The organism is Bradyrhizobium sp. 956_D2_N1_4 (assembly GCF_052076025.1).
In the GTDB taxonomy this organism is placed as follows: domain Bacteria; phylum Pseudomonadota; class Alphaproteobacteria; order Rhizobiales; family Xanthobacteraceae; genus Bradyrhizobium; species Bradyrhizobium barranii.
The window spans coordinates 152568-174485 of record NZ_CP197237.1; the positions used below are offsets into that span (position 1 = coordinate 152568).

General features: G+C 65.1%; 20 protein-coding genes. 1 reads left to right on the plus strand and 19 read right to left on the minus strand.

The window, feature by feature from the left end; genetic code table 11:
• Position 1 precedes the first annotated feature (1 nt).
• The 12 genes from AB7535_RS00735 to AB7535_RS00790 all read right to left on the minus strand — a co-directional run bounded on the left by AB7535_RS00735 (position 2) and on the right by AB7535_RS00790 (position 13123).
• Complete coding sequence (locus tag AB7535_RS00735; RefSeq protein ID WP_085399317.1) at positions 2–1549, minus strand: FAD-dependent monooxygenase; 1548 nt, start codon at positions 1547–1549, stop codon at positions 2–4.
• A gap of 275 nt (positions 1550–1824) precedes the next feature.
• Positions 1825–2997, minus strand: a complete 1173-nt coding sequence (locus AB7535_RS00740; RefSeq protein WP_085399316.1) for a thiolase family protein — start codon at positions 2995–2997, stop codon at positions 1825–1827.
• 201 nt (positions 2998–3198) lie between these two features.
• A complete protein-coding gene (serA, locus tag AB7535_RS00745) occupies positions 3199–4788 on the minus strand; it encodes a phosphoglycerate dehydrogenase (protein WP_085399315.1) in 1590 nt (529 codons plus the stop codon).
• A 238-nt stretch (positions 4789–5026) separates the two neighbouring features.
• Entirely contained in the window at positions 5027–6199 is a 1173-nt protein-coding gene (locus AB7535_RS00750; protein ID WP_085399314.1) for a phosphoserine transaminase, read from the minus strand.
• Positions 6200–6278: 79 nt separating this feature from the next.
• Positions 6279–6470, minus strand: a complete 192-nt coding sequence (locus AB7535_RS00755; RefSeq protein WP_014492058.1) for a hypothetical protein — start codon at positions 6468–6470, stop codon at positions 6279–6281.
• A gap of 173 nt (positions 6471–6643) precedes the next feature.
• Positions 6644–7108: a GNAT family N-acetyltransferase gene (locus AB7535_RS00760; protein ID WP_085399313.1), complete on the minus strand. Its 465-nt coding sequence runs from the start codon at positions 7106–7108 to the stop codon at positions 6644–6646.
• Positions 7109–7138: 30 nt separating this feature from the next.
• Positions 7139–7729 carry a glutathione S-transferase family protein gene (locus AB7535_RS00765; protein ID WP_085399312.1) on the minus strand — a complete coding sequence of 197 codons (591 nt, stop codon included), beginning with the start codon at positions 7727–7729 and terminating at the stop codon, positions 7139–7141.
• Positions 7730–7801: 72 nt separating this feature from the next.
• Positions 7802–8611, minus strand: coding sequence for an outer membrane protein (locus tag AB7535_RS00770; RefSeq protein WP_193560917.1), 810 nt, complete (start codon positions 8609–8611; stop codon positions 7802–7804).
• Between the two features lie 168 nt (positions 8612–8779).
• Positions 8780–9616 (minus strand): outer membrane protein, encoded by an 837-nt coding sequence (locus AB7535_RS00775; protein ID WP_028151808.1) that lies wholly within the window; start codon positions 9614–9616, stop codon positions 8780–8782.
• 229 nt (positions 9617–9845) lie between these two features.
• Positions 9846–11096: an MFS transporter gene (locus AB7535_RS00780; protein ID WP_063985527.1), complete on the minus strand. Its 1251-nt coding sequence runs from the start codon at positions 11094–11096 to the stop codon at positions 9846–9848.
• Between the two features lie 297 nt (positions 11097–11393).
• Positions 11394–12737: a phosphoglucosamine mutase gene (gene glmM / locus AB7535_RS00785; RefSeq protein WP_439037203.1), complete on the minus strand. Its 1344-nt coding sequence runs from the start codon at positions 12735–12737 to the stop codon at positions 11394–11396.
• 218 nt (positions 12738–12955) lie between these two features.
• The gene (locus AB7535_RS00790) at positions 12956–13123 is read right to left on the minus strand and encodes a hypothetical protein (RefSeq protein WP_166103414.1); all 168 of its coding nucleotides are present in this window, start codon (positions 13121–13123) and stop codon (positions 12956–12958) included.
• 119 nt (positions 13124–13242) lie between these two features.
• On the opposite strand from AB7535_RS00790, the gene AB7535_RS00795 reads away from it, so the two are divergent.
• Positions 13243–14379 (plus strand): alpha-hydroxy acid oxidase, encoded by a 1137-nt coding sequence (locus AB7535_RS00795; RefSeq protein ID WP_014492050.1) that lies wholly within the window; start codon positions 13243–13245, stop codon positions 14377–14379.
• A 125-nt stretch (positions 14380–14504) separates the two neighbouring features.
• On the opposite strand, the gene AB7535_RS00800 is transcribed toward AB7535_RS00795, so the two are convergent.
• The 7 genes from AB7535_RS00800 to AB7535_RS00830 all read right to left on the minus strand — a co-directional run bounded on the left by AB7535_RS00800 (position 14505) and on the right by AB7535_RS00830 (position 21917).
• Positions 14505–15125 (minus strand): hypothetical protein, encoded by a 621-nt coding sequence (locus tag AB7535_RS00800; RefSeq protein WP_085399319.1) that lies wholly within the window; start codon positions 15123–15125, stop codon positions 14505–14507.
• 14 nt (positions 15126–15139) lie between these two features.
• A complete protein-coding gene (locus tag AB7535_RS00805) occupies positions 15140–15766 on the minus strand; it encodes a hypothetical protein (protein ID WP_085399311.1) in 627 nt (208 codons plus the stop codon).
• Between the two features lie 67 nt (positions 15767–15833).
• Positions 15834–16673: a shikimate dehydrogenase gene (locus AB7535_RS00810; protein WP_085399310.1), complete on the minus strand. Its 840-nt coding sequence runs from the start codon at positions 16671–16673 to the stop codon at positions 15834–15836.
• Positions 16674–16726: 53 nt separating this feature from the next.
• Positions 16727–17371: a YoaK family protein gene (locus AB7535_RS00815; RefSeq protein WP_085399309.1), complete on the minus strand. Its 645-nt coding sequence runs from the start codon at positions 17369–17371 to the stop codon at positions 16727–16729.
• 66 nt (positions 17372–17437) lie between these two features.
• Positions 17438–19192, minus strand: coding sequence for a SulP family inorganic anion transporter (locus tag AB7535_RS00820; RefSeq protein WP_085399308.1), 1755 nt, complete (start codon positions 19190–19192; stop codon positions 17438–17440).
• A 96-nt stretch (positions 19193–19288) separates the two neighbouring features.
• Positions 19289–19561, minus strand: coding sequence for a helix-turn-helix domain-containing protein (locus tag AB7535_RS00825; protein WP_014492044.1), 273 nt, complete (start codon positions 19559–19561; stop codon positions 19289–19291).
• A 307-nt stretch (positions 19562–19868) separates the two neighbouring features.
• Positions 19869–21917, minus strand: coding sequence for an elongation factor G (locus tag AB7535_RS00830; RefSeq protein ID WP_085399307.1), 2049 nt, complete (start codon positions 21915–21917; stop codon positions 19869–19871).
• Position 21918 lies beyond the last annotated feature (1 nt).

Here is a 21918-nt window from a genome sequence, read left to right on the forward strand (position 1 = left end):
GCTACGCAGACGTGATCGTGGGGTCACCGAACCATCTCGCCGCCGCCTGAGCAGCCTCCTTATCGTCGGATATGCCGTCACTGGCCCACGCGACGAAGCCATCGGGACGCAGCAGCACGGCGCTCAGACCCAGCCGATCCCTCGCCTCGCTCGCGACATAGGTGATCCGGTCGCCCCAGCGACTTGCCAGCGCCTGAAGCGGTGAACGCGCGTCGAAATCCAGCAGCAGGCCTTTCGACGTCCTGAGGCGTTCTCCAACCGTCGTCCCGTCGCGCAATTCGAAATCGGGAGCACTCCGGCCGACAAGCGGATGGCTGCCACCGAGATCGTAGCGGAGCGAAACGCCGCGCACGCGCTCGGCGAAATAGGTGGCACCGTCGCGGGTCTCGACGAGATCGCGAATGATGGCCTGAAGTGCGCGGGCGCTCGGCGTCGGCCGCATGATCGCGACCTGCGCGCGCGACCAGTCGAGGATTTGCGCGCCCACAGGATGCCGCTCGCGCGAATAGCTGTCGAGGAGATCGGCCGGTGCTTGCCTGCGGATCGTCGCCGCCAGTTTCCAGCCCAGGTTCATCGCATCGCCGAGACCGAGATTGAGGCCCTGGCCGCCCAGCGGCGAATGGATGTGAGCAGCGTCGCCCGCGAGGAGCACCCGCCCTCTGCGATACGTGGTTGCCTGATGGGCCCGATCCGTCCAGGTGGCGGCGAGCCGAAGCGCCGTGACGGTGACGTCGGTGCAGGAGACGCGACGCAGGACGCTCTGCACATGCTCGCGCGTGATCGGCTCGGTCCGGTGGAAAGCTCCGCCGTCGAAATCGACCATCGCGATCGTCCCGGGCTGCGCATAGGTATACATGCCGGCGAGCGTGTAGTTGCGGCCGTGACGAAGCTTGTCCGGATCGGCCAGCTCGACATCGATGGAATAGCCCGTGAACTCGGGGTCGGTGCCGACGAAGTCAAAGCCGCCAGTCTTGCGTACCGTGCTGCGGGCGCCGTCGCATCCGACGAGCCAGCGTGCCCGGAAGGTCTCGCCGGCCGCCTGCACTGTCACGTCTTTGCTCGAGGCGACAACGGCATTCACGCCAAAACCGCGCCGGATCTCGACGCCCATGCTGCATGCGCGCGCAGCCAGAACGGATTCGAGCGTTTCCATATCGACGGCAAGGTTGGCATCGGCCGACGTTGGCAGACGCCAGGACCACTTCGTGACATCGATGTTGTCCTGATAGAACTGGATGCCGGCGAAATGACCCGCGGGCCGTCGCGTCTGCTGCATCCAGTGGGCTGAGCTCTTGATCGCGCCTGAGGCAAGCTGCTGCGCGGCCACAATCTGTTCCAGCAGGCCGCGCCGGTGAAAGGCCTCGAGTGTGGGGAGCGAAAGACCGCGCAGGCCAAACGGGAGTTGCTTCAGGGCCGAATGCGAATCTTGCGATTGCTCCAGCACCAGAACCTGGAGACCAGCGAGCCGCAACTCGCACGCGAGAAACAGGCCGACGGGACCGGCACCGGCAATGACGACGTCGTATGGATTCGAAGATTGATCGTGCATGGGACGCTCCTGAGGTCGATGTTCGACCGGAGCGTTCCCTGGGCTTGAGAATCACACGGACGAACGATTGGGCGCCCTGGTGGCGTCCGATGTTCGTCGCGGGGATCTCGTGCACAAGGCCAAAGACCAGAGCTTTCGTTACCGAAAGGATTTGGGCTTACCAGACCAAATCTGCCTTTTCCGACACGAACTGTATAGTTTCGTGACGATCGATCCGCAACGAAAAAGGCACGGCGCTTGCGGCGCCGTGCCTTTTCACATTCATGTGGCTTATCTCAGCTGTAGATCTCGAACAGGCCGGCGCCGCCCTGGCCGCCGCCGATGCACATGGTCACGACGCCCCACTTGGCCTTGCGGCGCGCACCTTCCTGGAGGATGTGGCCAGTGAGACGCGCGCCGGTCATGCCGAAGGGATGACCGATCGCGATCGAGCCGCCATTGACGTTGTACTTGGCGGGATCGATGCCGAGCTTGTCGCGCGAGTAGAGGCACTGGCTGGCGAAGGCCTCGTTGAGCTCCCACAGATCGATGTCGTCGATCTTCAGGCCGGTGCGCTTCAGCAGCTTCGGGATCGCGAACACCGGGCCGATGCCCATCTCGTCGGGCTCGCAGCCGGCCGTTGCCCAGGCGACGAACCGGCCGAGCGGCTTGAGGCCGCGCTTCTCGGCATCCTTGGCTTCCATCAGCACCACCGCGGCGGCGCCGTCCGAGAGTTGGCTGGCATTGCCGGCGGTGACGAACTTACCGGGGCCCTTCACCGGCTCGAGCTTGGCGAGGCCTTCCAGCGTGGTCTCGGGGCGATTGCACTCGTCGCGATCGACGACGTAGTCGACGATCGATTCCGCCTTGGTCTGCTTGTCGACGACCTTCATCCTGGTCTTCATCGGGACGATCTCGTCCTTGAACTTGTTCGCCTGCTGGGCCGCGGCCATGCGGCGCTGCGATTCCAGCGAGAACTCGTCCTGGTATTCGCGGCTGAGCTTGTAGCGCTCGGCGACGATGTCAGCGGTGTCGATCATCGCCATGAAGATATCGGGCGCGACCTTGAGCAACTCCGGATCGATCGATTCCTTCGGCGAGCCGCCGCCCGGAATCGAGATGCTCTCGACGCCGCCGGCAACGATGCAGTCGGCGCCGTCGGAGCGGATCGAGTTGGCGGCCATCGCGATGGTCTGCAGGCCCGACGAGCAGAAGCGGTTCACGGAAACGCCGGCCGTGGTCGTAGGCAGGCCGGCGAGCAGCGCGGCCTGGCGGCCGATGTTCGGCGCGCCATGGGCGCAATTGCCGAGATAGCAATCCTCGACATAGTCCTTCTCGACGCCGGCGCGGTCGACCGCGTGATGAATGGCATGCGCGGCCAGCGACATCGGCGGCGTGATGTTGAACCCGCCGCGGCCGGACTTGGCGAGGCCCGTGCGTGCATAGGAAACGATGACGGCTTCACGCATTGTTTTCTCCCTTTCGAACAATGGTACGGAGGCGTTGGTACGAGGCGTTCTTGGGCGCCATTGGTACACAAAGTTCGACTGGCTTGGGAGAAATAAAGCGGGCCGCAGCATCAACAAAAACGCCGCCCTCTCGGGAGGGCGGCGTGGTTGTTCCGCAGGTCGGAATATATGACGGCCGTCATTCCGTGGCGCGCGAGCGCCTCAGAACGTCAGTGCCTTGACCTGCTTGACCTGCGGCAGGGCCTGCACCTTGGCGAGCAGATCGGGCGGCACGACGCCGTCGACCTCGATCAGCGCGATGGCATCGGAGCCCGGCGCGACGCGGCCGAGATGGAAGGTTGCGATGTTGATCTTGGCGTCGCCGAGGAGGCTCGCGAACTTGCCGATGAAGCCCGGCTTGTCCTCGTTGGTCACGTAGATCATCGACTTGCCGAACTCGGCGTCGACGCGGATGCCCTTGACGTCGACGAGGCGCGGCTTGCCGTCATGATACACGGTGCCGGAGACCGAGCGCTCTTGGCGCTCCGTTGCCACCGTGACGGTAATCAGGCTCTCATAGTCGCTCTGGGCGGCGCGCACGATCTCGTCCACCACCATGCCGCGCTCCTTGGCGACGACGGGGGCCGACACCACGTTGACCTCGCCGAGCATCGGCCGCAGCAGGCCCGACAGCACGGCCGAGGTGATCGCCTTGATCTTCATCTCGGCGACGTGGCCCTCATAGGTGATCTGCACCTTGAGGATGCCGGATTCGGTGAGCTGGCCGGCGAACGAGCCGAGCTTCTCGGCGAGCGAGATGAACGGCTTCAGCTTCGGCGCCTCTTCCGCCGTGATCGACGGGAAGTTGACGGCGTTCGAGATCGCGCCGGTGAGCAGGTAATCCGACATCTGCTCGGCGACCTGGAGCGCGACGTTCTCCTGCGCTTCCGTGGTGGAGGCGCCGAGATGCGGCGTGCAGATCACGTTGGGATGGCCGAACAGCACGTTCGCGTTGGCGGGCTCCTCGACGAAGACGTCGAAGGCGGCGCCCGCGATGTGCTTGGAATTGAGCGCATCGACCACCGCCTGCTCGTCGACGAGGCCGCCGCGGGCACAGTTGATCAGGCGCACGCCCTTCTTCATCTTGGCGATCGCGGATGCGTCGATGATGTTCTTGGTCTTCTCGGTGAGCGGGGTGTGCAGCGTGATGAAATCGGCGCGCTTCAAGAGATCGTCGAGCTCGACCTTCTCGACACCGATGTCCTTGGCGCGCTCCGGCGACAGGAACGGATCGAAGGCGACGACCTTCATGCGGAGGCCGAGCGCGCGGTCGGCGACGATCGAGCCGATGTTGCCGCAACCGACGACGCCGAGCACCTTGCCGGTGATCTCGACGCCCATGAAGCGGTTCTTCTCCCACTTGCCGGCCTGGGTCGAAGCGTCGGCCTGCGGGATCTCGCGGGCGAGCGCCAGCATCAGCGTGATGGCGTGCTCGGCGGTCGTGATCGAATTGCCGAACGGCGTGTTCATCACGATGATGCCCTTGGCCGTGGCGGCGGGAATCTCGACATTGTCGACGCCGATGCCGGCGCGGCCGATCACCTTGAGGTTGGTCGCCTTCTCCAGGATTTTTGCGGTCGCCTTGGTCGCGGAGCGGATCGCGAGACCGTCGTAATTGCCGATGATCTCGGCAAGCTTGTCCTTGTCCTTGCCGAGATTGGGCTGGAAGTCGACCTCGACGCCGCGATCCCTAAAGATCTGCACGGCAGCGGGAGAGAGCGCGTCGGAAATGAGAACTTTGGGTTTGGTCATGGGGATGATCCTTCGCCTTCCCTAACGGGAGGATCGGCCTGCGACGGCCGGAATTGAGTGAAGAAGCTTTGTCTTCCCGCTCTCCCCGTTCTTACGGGGAGAGGGTTGGGGTGAGCGGCAGCCACAGGCGAAGGTGCAAGCGGAGAGAGCTCCTCACCCGGACTGCTGCTGGACGATGGTTCGCATCGCCAGGCGCGATCCGACCTCTCCCCGCAAGAACGGGGAGAGGTGAAAAAAACTAAGCCGCCTTGGCGAGCTGCGCCTTGGTCTCGGCAAACGCCCAGTCGATCCACTGCGTGAGCAGCTCGACGTCCTTCGCCTCGACGGTGGCGCCGCACCAGATGCGCAGGCCGGCCGGTGCATCGCGGTAGTAGGCGAAGTCGTAGCCCGCGCCTTCCTTCTCGACCAGCGCGACCAGCTTCTTGGAGAAGTCGGCCTGCGCGTCCTCGGAGAGCGAGGTGATCGCGGGATCGGTGAACTTCAGGCACACCGAGGTGTTGGAGCGGATGGCGGCGTCCTTGGCCAGGAAGTCGATCCAGGGCGTCTTCGCCTTCCAGTCGGCCAGCACCTTGGTGTTGGCATCGGCGCGCGCGATCAGCGCCTTCAGGCCGCCGATCGACTTGGCCCAGTTCAGCGCATCGAGATAGTCCTCGACGCACAGCATCGACGGCGTGTTGATGGTCTCGCCGACGAAGATGCCTTCGTTGATCTTGCCGCCCTTGGTCATGCGGAAGATTTTTGGCAGCGGCCAGGCCGGCTTGTAGGTCTCGAGCCGCTCCACTGCGCGGGGCGACAGGATCAGCATGCCGTGCGCGGCTTCACCGCCGAGCGCCTTCTGCCAGGAGAAGGTGACGACATCGAGCTTGGCCCAGTCGAGCGGCTGCGCAAACGCGGCCGAGGTCGCGTCGCAAATGGTCAGGCCTTCGCGGGTCGCGCTGATCCAGTTGGCGTTCGGCACGCGTACGCCGGAGGTGGTGCCGTTCCAGGTGAAGACGACGTCGCTGTTGGGATCGACCTTCGAGAGATCGGGGATCTCACCGTAAGCAGCGTTGAGCTTGGTGACGTCCTTAAGCTTCAATTCCTTGACGATGTCGCTGACCCAACCTTCGCCGAAGGATTCCCAGGCGAGCGTGGTGACGGGCCGTGCACCGAGCAGCGACCACAGCGCCATCTCGACCGCGCCGGTGTCGGAGGCCGGCACGATGCCGATGCGATAATCGGCGGGCACTTCAAGCACTTCGCGCGTCAGATCGATCGCGAGCTTGAGCTTGGTCTTGCCGACCTTCGCGCGATGCGAGCGGCCGAGCGCTGCGTCCTTGAGATTTTGGGCGTTCCAGCCGGGGCGCTTGGCGCAGGGGCCGGAGGAGAAATGCGGCACGTTCGGCCGCGAAGCGGGCTTCGCTACAGTCATGATCTACCCTTCCAGATAGTAAGCCTCCCGTTGGGGGGAGGTGTCCCGCCGCGGCTGATACGGGAAACGGGAAGAGTCGTCAAGGAAGTTCCGGCGTCTCACGCTGGAGTGAAGGCGCTTCCGGCGCAATCTTGGGGGATTCCACCACGGCAAGCGCGTTCAGCAAGTCCGTGGCATCGCTGATCAATTGCGCTGCACGACGGCGGCTGCCGACTTTCAAAATGCATTTGTCATTGGCCTGCACGACGTAATCGTTGCCGACCTTGATCATGGAATAGCTTGTCATCGAAATCCCCGAACCGACCGAGCCCGGTGTCTGACGCTGCCGTAGCACCGTTCGTTCCCGGCTCAACGTGAACGACGGCTGGGTAGTTTACCGGCTCTTAATATGAACGAATGCGCGATCCGAATTTGCTGATCGCGCAAGGCTCGCGACGAGCTGCGTCAAAAGCGGACAGTCATGCCGACGTGACTCGCAGCGAACCCGAGCCGCTTGTAGAAGCGCTGCGCATCTGTTCGCGTCTGATGCGTCAGCAGTTCGACCAGATTGCAGCCGCGCGCTTTCGCTTCCGCGACCGCCCATTGCACCAGCTGCTCGCCGATGCCGCGGCTGCGACAATCGGAAGCAACGCGGACATCTTCGAGCAGACCGCGGATGCCGCCTTGCGTGCTGATGCCCGGCAAGATCGCGAGCTGCAGGCAGCCGACCACCCTGCCCTCGCTCTCTGCCACCACGAGCGTGAGATTTTGATCGCGCGCGACCTGCTCGAACGCCTGGTAATAGGACTCAGGCAAGGGATCCTCGACGCGCTCGCGGGCACGCCCGAGATGATCGTCGGCAAGCATGGCGACGATCGCCGCAACGTCCTCGCGGCGCGCGGGACGGATGGAGACGGACTTCTCGTTCATGTCGGGAAACTCCAAGAATCAGCGCGACTCTCAGCGCGCCGGTGGAAGGCCGAGCCAGGCTTCGGCCTCGCCGATCCAGCGGCGGATGGCGGCATGGCGGCCGAGATCGAAGCCACCTTCATGCGCGAGGCGGGTATAGGCGAGCAGCGAGACGTCGGCGAGCGAAATCAGGTCGCCGGCGAGGAAGCGGCTCGCCGCAAGATGCTGCTCCATGCGGTCGAGCGCCGCATAGCCGCGCTTGACCTTGTCAGGATCGAGCTCGGACGCATCCTTGCCGAGATAGACCAGCTGGAAGCGGCACACCGCGATATAGGGCTCGTGGCTGTACTGTTCCCAGAACAGCCATTCGTCCATCTTGGCCGCAGTGAAGGCATCGCGCGGAACGAGCGCGCTGTCGCGGGCGAGATAGCGGATGATGGCATTGGACTGCGCCAGCGTGCGGCCGTCGTCGAGTTCGACGGTCGGCACCTGGCCGGCGCCGTTCATTTTAAGGAATTGCGGCGTGCGCGTCTCGCCCTTGCGGGTGTCGATCTCGATCCATTGGTAAGGCAGCGCGAGCTTGTCGCAGACCCACTTCACCTTGAGGCAATTGCCGGAATTCGTGTCGCCGTAGATCTTCATCGCCGTCGCCCCGTTTTGGAGCGACAGAGCATCAGGACTGACCGGGCCTGTCAATTGCCCCGGCGCACAAGATCAGAACTTGTAGCCGAGGCCCGCGCGAACGGTGTTGATGTTGGTGTCCACTTGGGCGGCGAAGCGGATATATTCCCACTCGGCGCGCATGAAGAGACCGCCCACGAGATTGATGTCCACGCCGAGACCGGCGCTGTAGCCGTAGATCAGATGGTTGTGCTGCACGTCGGTCGAGGAGATCGGCCCCTGCAGAACGCCGGCCGGGGTCACGAAATCCTGCGCACTCACAGACCGCGTGATGTCGGCATTTCCGAGCGCGAGTCCGGCGAACATGTAGGGCAGGAAGCATCCCCACGCATAACCGGCCCTGCCGCGGAATGTTGCCATATCCTTGATCGCGATCGAAGACGTCGAGCTCGCCGTGACCGAGTGCACGTTACCGTCGGACAATTGGTTGCTGCGGGCTTCGCTGGCCGTGGCCGATCCGCCGAAGGAGCCGTGGAGGTAGCTTGCTTCCAGGCTGAGGACGACATCGTCCCACTGGGCATTGTAGCCGGCGAAGAAGCCGTATCCGGTGGTGCGGCGGGAGGCCTTGCCGAGGCCCAGATTCCACTGCGAGACACCCATTTCCGACTCGATCAACGTGTCGGCCAGCAGCGCCGCCATCATGTTGTTGGTCGAACCGTTGAAGTTCTCGTCGGAGGCCCCGTAACCGGCCTGGGCGCCGACGTAGCCGCCCTCCCAATTCGGCCGCGAGTTGGTCAGGCCGTCGGTGAACGAGCCGCGCAGGATGGGCAGATCCGGCATGTCGGCCGCTTGCGCGGCAGACGCCGTCCCCAACATCGCCGCCGCCAACATCAGCCTACGCATTGCAACGCTCCATCGAACTCGAACTTTCACTCGTGATCATGGCTCGTTAACCTTAACCAATGGTTGCGTCTGACGTTTTCGTCGCCGCCCGCCATGAAAAATATGCAAAGCAAAACGGCGCGGGATGATCCCGCGCCGTTAAGAGACGTTAAGCGATGGAGCTGACGATCAGCCCTTGGTGACGAGCGGCGGCGGCATGTAGGCCGGCGGGCTGCTCAGATCCCAACGCACGCCGAGCTTCACGTCATGCGAGGTGATGTCCTTGACCTTGATCGTCGACGGGCCCGAGATGCTGTTGTCGTAGGCGCGGAAGTTGCCGGGATTGGCGTCGCCGAGATCCATGTAGCTGTAGGCGAGTTCGACGGTGAGGCCGGGGCTGACCTTGTAGGCGAGACCGGCATGGGCGGCCCAGGCGAAATTCCACTTACCGTTGTCGGCGAAGTAGGTCACGCTGTTGGAGAGCCCGCCGGGATTGATCCGGGTGCCGTCGTCACGGAAGCCGCTGAGCTTGTTGTAGGAACCGCCGACACCGGCGCCGATGAAGGGGGTGATGCACCACCAGGTGCCGAGATCGACATAGGCGTTGGCCATGACGACCCACTCGGACTTGCTGCCGGAGTAGTTGTTGGCTTCGAAGTCGGTCGCGCTGAGCGTGACATTGTCCGAACCGTGCAGATTGGCCTTGCCGCGATACTGGCCGATCACGTCGGTGCGGAACCAGTTGTTGAAGCGATAACCAACGCCGAGGTCGAACAGCGGCGAGCTGTCGAAGCCGAGGCCCACGGTCTGGGTCGGGAACGTCTGCGCGGTCGCGCTGTCGATCCGCTTGGCGCTCTGGTTGGTCATGCCGATGTCGCCGCGGAGATACCAGCCGCCGAAGTCGGCGGGCGGAGCCGGCGGCGCGTACATGGGAGGCGGAGCGGCGATCGGCATATCGGCGGCGAACGCCATCGACGAGATGAGGGTCGCCGCACCTGCGGCAAGGAGAGACTTAACGCTACGCATTTGGCTTCGTCCTTATGGCCGGTGAGGCAAAATGCTGACGCCCCACGTTCTGGAAACTCACGGGAGGACGATGGCACCAAATGTTTAAGCGCCACTTAACCCTAATTTTTAAGGTTGATTTTTTCTCACCACTCGCGCGCATGCAGCAGAAGCGTTGCAAAAATGCGGCGCCCCGGCGCCCCCAATTGCTAACGATTGATGAAGCCGCAATGCAGCGAGACAGGATTTGTTAACGCAGGTGCCGCGGCAGCTTGGGCAGGAACACCGCAAGCAGGCCGATCGCCGGCAGCCAGGCACAGACCTGGTAGACGAACTCGATCGAGGTGTGATCGGCGAGCTTGCCGAGCACGGCGGCACCCAAGCCGCCGATGCCGAAGGCAACACCGAAGAACACGCCCGAGATCATGCCGAAGCGGTGCGGCACCAGCTCCTGTGCGAACACGATGATCGACGACGTCGTCGAGGAGATGATCAGGCCGATGATCACCGACAGCACCGCGCTCGCATAGAGCCCGGCATAAGGCAGCGCCAGCGTGAACGGCAGCGCGCCGAGGATCGAGATCCAGATCACGATCTTGCGGCCGAAGCGATCGCCCAGCGGACCGCCGAAGAACGCGCCGACCGCATTCGCGGCGAGGAAGATGAAGAGATAGATCTGCGCCGCCTGCGTCGACACGCCGAAGCGGTCGATCAGATAGAAGATGTAGTAGCTCGACAGGCTCGAGACGTAGAGCTGCTTCGAGAACAAGAGCGCCACCAGCACGGCAAGCGCGACCGCGACGCGGCGCGAGCTCGGCGCGTCGGGATGGGCCTGAACCGTCGCCGTCTTCTTCGCCTTGATCTGCGGCTCGTACCAGCGGCCGATGCGCCAGAGGATGAGGATCGCGAGGAACGCGATCGAGGAGAACCATGCGATGCTGCCCTGCCCGAACGGCACCACGATCAGCGCCGCCAGCACCGGTCCCATCGACGTGCCGAAGCTGCCGCCGAGCTGGAACACCGATTGCGCAAAACCGTAGCGACCGCCGGAGGCGAGCCGCGCGATGCGCGCGGATTCAGGATGAAACACCGCCGAGCCGAGGCCGACCAGCGCGGCAGCAATCAGGATGACGAGATATTGGTGCGCGGCGCTGAGCAGCAGCAGGCCGAAGAAGGTCGAGGCCATGCCGATCGACAGCGAATAGGGCTGCGCCTTCTTGTCGGTGTAGTGCCCGACCACCGGCTGGAGCAGCGAGGCCGTGAACTGGAAGGCCAGCGTGATCATGCCGATCTGCGCGAAGTCGAGCGCGTAGGTGTCCTTCAGGATCGGATACACCGAGGCGATCAGCGATTGCATGGTGTCGTTGAGGAAGTGCGAGAAGCTGATGCCGGCAAGCACGACATAGGCCGGCCCGGCGGCAGCCCGGGCGGCGGGCGCCACGTCGCTGACGACGACCGGTTCGGTCAGCGTTTCCTCGGAGACGACGACAGGCTTGTTCAATGGAGCATCCCGGCGGGCACGGCAGATTGCCGCACCGCCTAACTACGATGCTCTCTGCAGTCGAACCACCGCCAATCGTCGATGGCTGGAATGCACGTGCCGGTTTCACTGCGAGGCGACACGCCCCGCTTGGTTCGAGACGCCCGCCGTTGGCGGGCTCCTCACCATCAGGGTCCGGGGATTTCGTAGCCCGGATGGAGCGAAGCGTAATCCGGGACGTCTATGTCCGCGGGCGCGATCCCCGGATTTCGCTGCGCTCCATCCGGGCTACGATCGTGCTTCGCGTAGCGATGCGCCTCAGGCCGCCGCCTGTCCGAGCGCGGAGACGATGGTGTCGACGACGTCCTCGACCAGCAGGCGGTCCTCGCCCTCGCCCATGACGCGGATCACGGGCTCGGTGCCGGACGAGCGGATCAGAAGGCGGCCGTGGCCGTTGAGCCGCTTCTCGCCGTCGGAGATCACCGATTTGACGTCGGAATCCTCGAGCGGCTTGCCGCTCTTGTAGCGGACGTTCTTCAGGATCTGCGGCAGCGGGTCGAAACGGTGGCAGACCTCCGACACCGGCCGGCGCAGCTTCTGCACCACGGCCAGCACCTGCAGCGCCGCAACGAAGCCGTCGCCGGTGGTGGCATAGTCGGACAGGATGATGTGGCCGGACTGCTCGCCGCCGAGATTGTAGCCGCCTTTCAGCATCTGCTCGAGCACGTAGCGGTCGCCGACCGGCGTGCGCACGAGATCGAGCCCCTGCCCCTTGAGGAAGCGTTCGAGGCCGAGATTGGACATCACGGTGGCGACGATGCCCGGCCGCGACAGCCGGCCGTCTTCCTTCCAGCTCTGCGCGATCACCGCGAGCAGCTGGTCGCCGTCGACGGTGTGGCCGCGCTCGTCGACCAGGATGACGCGATCGGCGTCGCCATCGAGCGCGATGCCGATGTCGGCGCGCATCTCGCGCACCTTCTTCGACAGCGTTTCCGGCGAGGTCGAGCCGCATTCCTTGTTGATGTTGAAACCGTCGGGCTCGACGCCGATCGGCACGACGTCGGCGCCCAATTCCCACAGCGCTTCCGGCACCACCCTGTAAGCGGCGCCGTTGGCGCAATCGACCACGACGCGCAGGCCGTCGAGCGAGAGATCGCGCGGCAGCGTGCGCTTGGCGAATTCGATGTAGCGGTCATGCACGCCGTCGATACGGCGGGCGCGGCCGAGGCTCGCGCTCTGAGCGAGCCGCTTGTCGAGGGATTCGTCGAGCAGCTGCTCGATCTGCTTCTCGACGTCGTCGGAGAGCTTGAAGCCCTGCGGGCCGAACAGCTTGATGCCGTTGTCCTCGAACAGATTGTGCGAGGCCGAGATCATCACGCCGAGATCGGCGCGCATCGACTTGGTCAGCATCGCCACCGCCGGCGTCGGCATCGGGCCGACCAGCAGCACGTCCATGCCGACCGAGGTAAAACCCGCGACCATCGCATATTCGATCATGTAGCCGGACAGACGCGTGTCCTTGCCGATCACGACCCGGTGGCGATGGTCACCACGCTGAAACGCAAGGCCTGCGGCCTGGCCGACCTTGAGCGCGAGCTCCGGCGTGATCAGTCCGTTGGCGCGGCCCCGGATCCCGTCCGTCCCGAAATATTTGCGGCTCATATCGTCCCCCACGCAACAACCAGGGACCCCTCTACAACTACGGGATGCCCGAAAGGGACCCGCATCCCTGATTTGCTGAGACGTTATAATGCCTTCGCGGCCAACTTGGCTTCAAAAAATGTGATTAATCATTACGGGACCGGGCCCAAGGCGCCCCGGTAACTTATAGTTAGCACTATATTTCCGGCCGACAGGGCGGAACGGAGCGGAACCCGCCCCTAGTCGGAGCGCTTCACATGGCCGTCCTGGCGGCTCGGCGCCGGCTGGGTGACGTTGACGGGATCGGACCCCGGGAAGGTCTCTTCCAGACCCTCCTCCAGCGCGTCGTCGAGATCCTGCTTCTCCTTGATCTCTTCCGGTGTCGGCTGGCCGCGCGGTTTGCTCATGGCGCCCTCCTCCCAAACGATTTGGCTGTGCATCCAACCATGCTAGATGACCCCTCGATCTTCCGATGCAAGACTTCTGAAGCAAGACTTCTGATGCAAGACGGGCCGGGGAAACGTTCATGAAGCACATCACCTGTATCGACGATCTTCGCACGCTGCATCAGCGCCGCGTGCCGAAGGCGTTCTTCGACTATTGCGACCGCGGCTCCTATGCCGAGGAAACGCTGCGCGCCAACCGCGAGGACATGCAGGCGATCAAGTTCCGCCAGCGCGTCCTTGTCGACGTCTCCAGGCGCGACACCTCGACCATGATCCTCGGCGAGTCCTCGACCATGCCGTTGATATTGGCGCCCGTCGGCCTCCTGGGCATGCAGCATGGCGACGGCGAGATTCACGCCTGCCGCGCCGCGCAGGCCGCCGGCATCCCGTTCACGCAGTCGACGATGTCGATCTGCTCGATCGAGGACATCGCCGCCAATGTCGAGAAGCCGTTCTGGTTCCAGCTCTACGTGATGAAGGACCGCGGCTTCATCAAGGAATTGATCCAGCGCGCGATGGCGGCGAAATGCAGCGCGCTCGTGCTGACCGTCGATCTCCAGGTGATCGGCCAGCGCCACCAGGACATCAAGAACGGCATGACGGTGCCGCCGGAATGGTCGCTGTCGAAGCTGATCGATTTCGCCACCAAGCCGGCCTGGGTGTCGGGCGTGCTGCAGGGCAAGCGCCGCACCTTCGGCAATCTCGCCGGTCATCTGAAGGTCAGCGACGACATCACCTCGCTGTCGACCTGGATCAACTCGCAGTTCGACACCTCGCTGAACTGGAACGACATCGAGTGGATCCGCAGCATCTGGCCGGGCAAGCTGATCCTGAAGGGCATCCTCGACGTCGAGGACGCCGAGCTCGCTGCGAAGACGGGCGCCCAGGCGCTGGTCGTCTCCAACCATGGCGGCCGTCAGCTCGACGGCGCACCGTCCTCGATCGAGGCGCTGCCGGAGATCGTCGACGCAGTCGGCTCGCAGATGGAGATCATGTTCGACGGCGGTGTCCGCTCCGGCCAGGACGTGATGCGCGCGCTCGCGCTCGGCGCAAAGTCCTGCATGATCGGCCGCGCCTACGCCCATGGCCTCGGTGCCGGCGGCCAGGCCGGCGTCGCCAAGGCGATCGACATCATCCAGAAGGAGCTGCTCACGACCATGGGCCTGTGCGGCGTCAACAGGATCGACGAGATCGACGATCACATCATTGCGGTGTGAGGCGTAGCGGCAGCGCCGTAGGGTGGGCAAAGCGAAGCGTGCCCACCAATTTCGCGAAACGCGGGAAAGTGGTGGGCACGGCGCAAGTGCGCCTTTGCCCACCCTACGAGTTCAGCGCTAGTCCCTCACATCGGCGGCGTAATCCCGTCGCGACCGACATTGACCCGGTTGGCCTCGAGCGAGCCGTCCTCCTTCTTCGCCGCGCCGAAGATGATCAGCTTGGCGCCGGGCTTGATCTCGGATTTGTCGCTGGCGACAAAGGTGACGATCGGCGTATCCGGCGGCACCACCACTTTCTTCTCGCCGTCCTTGTACTTGACGGTGATGTTCTGGCCGTCGGTGCCTTCCACCGTCTGCGCCACGGTCGCGTTGGTCATGGTCGAGTTGGCGCGCGCATCCCAGGGACGAAAACCTTCGGCCGCGCCGCGCTGGTTCTCGGGGAAGATGTGCACCGCGATCGCCTTCTGCGTGCCGTCGGGCTGGGGCATGCCGGTGACGCCGATATAGGAGCCTTCCTTGATCTCCGACAGTGAGGTCTTCACCACGGCGAAGACCGCGACGTTGTCGGTCATGCGCACCTTGACGTCGCTGCCTTCGCGCGTCTTGATGCCGAGGGTGTTGCCGTCGACGCTCTCGATGGTGCCGCGGATGCGGACCGTCGGCGACTGCTGCGCCGAGGCGGAGAACATGGAAGCGACGGCGAACGCCGCTACGAACAGGCGCGGCATCCAGCTTGATTTCGACATGTTGCGATTCTCCTTCACATCGGCGGTGTCAGGCCGTCGAGGCCGACACTGACGCGGTTGGTTTCAAACGAGCCGTCCGGCAGCTGCTTCATGAAGGCGACGACTTTTGCCCCGGCCTTCAGCTCGGATTTGTCGCCGGGCACGAAGGTCACGACCGGCGTGTTGTCGGCCACGAACACCTTCTTCTCGCCGTCCTTGTATTTCACCAGCAGCGTATGGCCGTCATTGCCGACCACGCTCTCCGACACCGTGGCGTTGGTCATGGTGGAGTTCGGCTTGAGGTCATAGGGCCGCGAGCCCTCGCCGGTGCCGCGCATGCTCTCCGGAAACACGTGGACCTCGACCGCGTTCTGGCCGCCGTCCGGACCCGGCACCGTGGTGGCGCCGACGAAGGAGCCGACCTTGATGTCGGCGAGTGAAATTTTGGTAACGCCCGACACATTCACGTCAGAGGCGATGCGAAGCTTGACGTCCTCGCCGCTGCGCGACTTGACCTGCATGGTGTCGCCATTGACGCTCTCGATCGTGCCGCGCACGCGCGTCGGCACCGGCGCCCTCTGCGCGACGGCATAGAGGGTGGAAGCGGCCACCATCGCGACGGCGATGAGCGGACGTGTGAAAGTTGCACGTTGAACAGGCATGACGGTCTCCGGATTGTCCCCACGGGGATAGAACTCCGGAGGTGGGGTGCTATTCGCCGTTACCCTTTCAAGTCTTTGTGAGATCGGCCTCGACCAGTGCACGCAGCTCGGCCGTGACAGCAGGCCTTTGGCCGAACCACAGCTCGAAGCCGCGCACCGCCTGATGCAGGAGCATGCCGAGACCGTCGGCGGTGTTCAGGCCGCGCGCCTTCGCAGCCGCCAGCAGCGGCGTCACCAGGGGAACATAGACGAGGTCGGCGACGACCGCCCCGTCCGGCAGGCGCGCCACGTCGACATCGAGTGAAGGCTGGCCGTGCATGCCGAGCGAGGTCGTGTTGACGAGAAGTCTTGCGCGCGGCAGCACGTCGTTGATGCCGTCCCAGGGAATCGGATGCACGTTCGGCCCGAATTGCTTTGCCAGCGTCTCGGCGCGCGCGACGGTGCGGTTGGCGAGGTGGATGCGCTTGATGCCGCGTTCGAGCAGGCCGAACACGACCGCGCGCGAGGAACCGCCGGCCCCGAGCACCAATGCCTCTTCCGCGCTGTCCCAACCGGCCGCTCCGGCATCGAGATTGCCGATGAAGCCTTCGACATCGGTATTGGTCGAGCGCAGCTCGCCGTCGGCAAACCAAAGCGTGTTCGCAGCGCCGACGGCCCTGGCACGCGCATCGGGCGTGGACAGCGCCAGCACGTCTTCCTTGTGCGGGATGGTGACGTTGGCGCCGACGAAGCCGCGCAGCGACAGCCGCAGCACGAAGTCGCGCAGATCCTCGGGCGGGACCGCCTCGATGACGTAGCCTCCCTCGATCCCGAGCGTGCGCAGCCAGTAACGATGGATCAGCGGCGAGCGCGAATGCGCGGCCGGCCATCCGATCAAACAGGCTGCGGGAGTCCTGAGCGCGGTCATCTGTCCCTCGGGTCGTGTTCGAGGCCGATCCATTTCGCGTCCCGCCGGCTCTGTCAAGCGCGCGGCCGCCGCATCGCCGCGGCCGCGATCGCAGCCAAAGCCAGCGCCGCGGCGGCGGCGAACCAGATCGCGGCGAGGTTGATCCAGGCATAGCCGAGCGCGCCGCTCGCCGAGCCCGCAACGAGCGCCGCCCACAACAGCAGGTTCGGCGCCCAATTCCAGCGCGGCCCGCCGGTGAGGCTTACCGCGAGGAACTGGCCGACCTTGACCAGCGCGCCCGTGACGTAGGTGAGGCCGAGGCCCGCGCCGCCGTCGATCTGGAACACGGCGTTCTCCAGGCCCATCGCGAGCACGATGGCCGCGATCGCGAGGTTCGACAGGCCGTAGGCATGGCAAAGTCCGGCACCCGCAAGCAGCCCGGTTTCAATGAGGAGCAGCCAGGGCTGCCGCTCGGCCCCGCCGCCGAGCACGACGAGGCTGCCGGCCGCAGCTCCGGCCACGAACAGCGCGATCAGGCCCAGGGCGCTGGCGGCCTGCCACCACTGCGCTTCGGCAAGGCTGACGCCGAGACGCGTGGAGTTGCCGCTCATGAACGAGACGAACAGGCCGCCGAGATGCAGGAAGCCGATGCCGTCGACATAGCCCGCCAGCATGCTGAGCGTGCAGGCCAGCGCAATATTGCGACGCGAATCCAGCATTCCCTGCACCACCGCCGTGACGCGGCAGTCTCGATCAAATCGGCCGGCTTGAGAAGTGCGCTGCCGTCAGGTCGCGGCCGCGTCATCGGCCACGGGCCGCGCCGCGCCTCCCTTGATGTCGGCGACGGCACGCGCGATCGTCGCGCGATAGCGCGCACGCGGCGGCGTCACGCCGTGGGTGAGCAGCGCGCGGCGAACCGCGGGCGACGCCCCCGTGATGAACAGCCGGATGCCGTGGCGGTGCGCCTTGACGGCGACGCGACCGAGCACGTTGGCGGCCGTCGAATCCAGGAACGGCACCGCGGCGAAATCGACCACAAGACCCTTGCGCTGGTCGGCGATGCCGTCGAGCACGTTTCCGATTGCCGAGGCGGCACCGAAGAAGAACGCGCCGGTGATGCGGTAGACCAGCACGTCGCGATCGATGGCGAGCGCGGGATCGTAAGGCACGCGCTCGCCATTGCCGTCATCGGGACGATCGGCGGCCACCAGCGGGGAGCGCTCCTCGATGCCCGTCATCTCCGCCATGCGGTGGATGAACAGCACCGCGCCGAGCGCGAACCCGACCAGGATGCCTTCGGTCAGGTCGCGGAAGATGGTGAGCAGGAAGGTCGCAAGCAGTACGACGGCATCGCCCCAGGATGAGCGCAAGAGCGTTGCGAATTCGTGCTTCTCCGCCATGGTCCAGGCGACGACGACGAGCACGGCGGCCAGCGCGGCCAGCGGGATGTAGCTCGCGAGCGGCGCTGCGATCAGCATGAACAGCAGCAGGAAGACCGAATGCAGCATGCCCGCGAGCGGCCCGCGTCCGCCGGCGCGGATGTTGGTGGCGGTGCGCGCGATCAGGCCGGTGACGCAGATGCCGCCGAACAACGCCGAGCCGATGTTGGCCGCGCCTTGCGCCACCAGCTCGCAATTGGAGCGGTGGCGGCGACCGGTCATGCCGTCGGCCACCACCGCCGACAGCAGCGATTCGATGGCGGCGAGCAGCGCGAACGAGATCGCATCCGGCAGCACGGCCATCGCCTTCGCAAACGAGAACGCCGGCAGAGCCGGCGACGGCAATTCGCGCGGAATGCCGCCGAACCGGCTGCCGATGGTTTCGACCGGCAGCGACAGCACGGCAGTCGCGACCGCCGCGAGCACGACCGCGATCAGGATGCCGGGCCAGGACGGCCGCCAGCGCCGCAGGCCGGCGATGACGGCAATGCTGACGATCGCGACCGCGACGGCGGAGGGATTGATCGTGTGCAGGCCTGCGGCGAGCGCAACGAGTTTCGGCACGAATTCGCTGGGCTCTTTCCCGGCCAGCGTGATCCCGCCGAGATCGCGGAGCTGGCTGGCGAAGATGATCACGGCGATGCCCGCGGTGAAGCCGACCGTGACGGGGTAGGGAATGAACTTGATGTAGGTGCCGATCCGCAACAGGCCCGCGGCGATCAGGACCATGCCCGCCATCAGGGTGGCGAGGATGACGCCGTCGACGCCGTGCCGCTCCGCGGTGACCGCGACCAGCACGATGAAGGCGCCGGCGGGCCCGCCGATCTGGAAGCGACTGCCGCCGAGCAGCGACACGATGAAGCCACCGACGACAGCGGTGTAGAGCCCGCGGTCCGGCGTCACGCCCGAGGCGATTGCGATCGCCATCGACAGCGGCAGCGCGACGATGGCAACCGTCAGGCCCGCGAACACATCGGCGCGGAGATCCGCGAGGCCGTAGCCTTCGCGCCAGACGGTGACGAGCTTGGGGAGATAGAGTTCGGCAAAGGTCGGTCGACGCAGCTGATGCAGCTTGCCTGCGTGTTCGCCAGTGATGCTCATGTCCGCAGAGTGCTCCGCTGCCCACAATGCTCCGGTGCATCGTGCAGCGCGCGCGTGCGACGATGCGCTAGCTCATCCCGAGCACGATCAACGCGATCATGCTCCCACGCGGCGCGGCGGTCCCGGCTCCTTCAGGCGAACGCCCCGCCCGCCGCTGTCGCTGCGGGCCTGCTCGCCGATCAGCTCGACGCCGGCCCGGTCGAACGCCTCGACCACCTTGATCAAGGTCTCGACCACTCCGCGCACATTGCCGGTGCTGGCCTCCATCCGCTGGATGGTCGGCAGCGAAACGCCGGCGAGCTCGGCCAGGGCTTTCTGGTCAATGCCAAGCAGCGCGCGGGCTGCCCGCATCTGGAACGACGTGATCACCGTGGCCTCACGTATCAGAGTTTATAAGTGATATCTGGAGCATGTACAATGATGTAAAATACATCATTGCAAGGCGAACGCAAGGGAGTTTGCCGTACGACCCGTCCGTCTCCACCGTCATTGCGAGGAGCGAAGCGACGAAGCAATCCAGAATCCCTCCGCGGAAAGACTCTGGATTGCTTCGCTGCGCTCGCAATGACGGAGAGGAGGAGGCTGTGTGAGTCCAGTTTTCACGGTGCGCGCGGAAACAGCCCCTCTCCCCGTAAAGAACGGGGAGAGGGAGTGAGAGAGCCGTGCTTCCCTTACATCACGCCGCGTGCTGATGCGCGGCGATGATCTGGTCGGCGGCGCGGCCGGTCACCTCGGCCATGTGGTCGAACTGACGGGTGAAGCTGCCGGCTCCAGCCGTGGCCGAACGCAGCTCGACGATCAGCTCGCCGATCTCCGCTTCTGGCATCATGGCGCGGACGCAGTCCCATCCGCTCCAGCCGTCACGGGTGTCGAAGCCGAGGATCTGGCCGCGCCGCGCCGACAGGATCGCGTTGATCTTGGCGGTGGCGTCGGTCGGGCAGACGATCTCGACCACGTGGATCGGCTCCAGCAGCACCGACTGGCATTGCGGCAGGCCTTCGTTGAGTCCGACCCGCGCCGCCGTCCGGAAGGCGAGGTCGGAGGAGTCGACGCTGTGATAGGAGCCGTCGGTCAGCGTCACCTGCAGATCGGTGACGGGGAAACCGAGTGGGCCGCGTGTGAGCCCGTCGACAACACCCTCTTCCACCGCGCCGATATAGTTGCGCGGCACCGCGCCGCCGACCACCTTCTCGGTGAACTTGAAGCCCTCGCCGCGCGGCAGCGGCTTGATGTCGAGCACGACATCGCCGAACTGACCGTGACCGCCGGACTGCTTCTTGTGGCGGCCGCGCTGAACGATCGGCTTGCGGATGGTCTCCTGGTAGCCGATCGCGGGTGGATGCGAGGTGATCTTGACGCCGAAGCGGTCGCGCAGCCGCTCGCTCGCCACGCGCAGATGCATTTCGCCCTGGCCCCACAGCACGGTGTCGTGGGTCTGGGCGTTCATCACGACGCCGAGCGAAGGATCCTCCTCATGCAGCCGGGCAAGGGCCTGGCCGAGCTTGACGTCGTCCTTGCGATCGGTAGCGGCGACCGAGATCGCGAGCACCGGCGGCGTCGGCTCCGGGGCGAACAGCGCAGCCGGCGGGGACTTGCCGCTCGAGACCGTGTCGCCGGTCTTGATCGGGTCGACCTTGGCGAGCGCAACCGTGTCGCCGGCTTCGGCCGCGGCACGCTTGGTATCGTAGGCGCCGTTGACGGCGAGGATGCCGGAGATGCGACCGCTCCCGCCGGAGGCGGATTGCAGCGTGGCTCCGTCGTCGAGATGGCCGGCGAGCAATCGCGTCAGCGACAGCTTTCCGCCGTGCTGCGAATGCAGCGTCTTGAAGACGTAGCCGAGCGCCTCCTTGCTGGCCGGCACACCGAGACGCTTTGCAGTCTCCTCGATGCCGGGCGCCTCGTGGCGCAGGGCCTTCATCAGGCGCAGCACGCCGTTTTCGCGCGCGGCGGCACCCAGCAGCACGGGGCAGATCTGCCCCTCGCGCAATTCGCGGGCGAGATCGTCGAACACCGCATCGCGCGGGGGCTGGATGTCCTCGAGCAGTTGCTCCATCAGCGCGTCGTCGTGATCGGCGAGCTTCTCCAGCATCGAGAAGCGGGCCTCCTTCTCACGATCGAGATCTCCGCCTTCGAGCGCGACCACCTCGGAGGCCTTGTGCTCGCGGTAGACGAACGCACGTTCCAGCGCGAGATCGACGAAGCCCTCGATCAGCTCACCCTTCCAGATCGGGATCTGGCGCAGCACCAGCGGTACGCGCGAGGCGGGCTGGAGTGTCGCCAGCGTCTCGCGGATGCGCTTGTTGGCGCGGTCGATCTTGTTGAGGAACAGGAAACGCGGGATCTTCAGCTCCTCAAGCTCGCGCAGGATGATCTGAAGCTGCGGCAGCTTCTTCTCGTCGGCCTCGCAGACCACGACCGCGGCGTCGACAGCGGGAAGCGCTGCGCGCATGTCGTGGGCGAACTCAACGGAACCGGGACAATCGAGGAAGGTGTAGCTGTCGCCCATGAAACTCGTGGTGGCGGCAGTCAGGCCGACGGTCATCTTGTGATGACGGGCCTCCGGGAAGGCGTCGCCGACGGATGTTCCGGCGTCGACGCTGCCGGCGCGGGGGATTGCGCCCGTTCGCGCCAGTATTGCTTCGAGAAGTGTGGTTTTACCGCTTTGGAATGGGCCCACCAGTGCGATGCACCGTGGACCTCGGGGACTTCTGACGTCTTGTCCCATT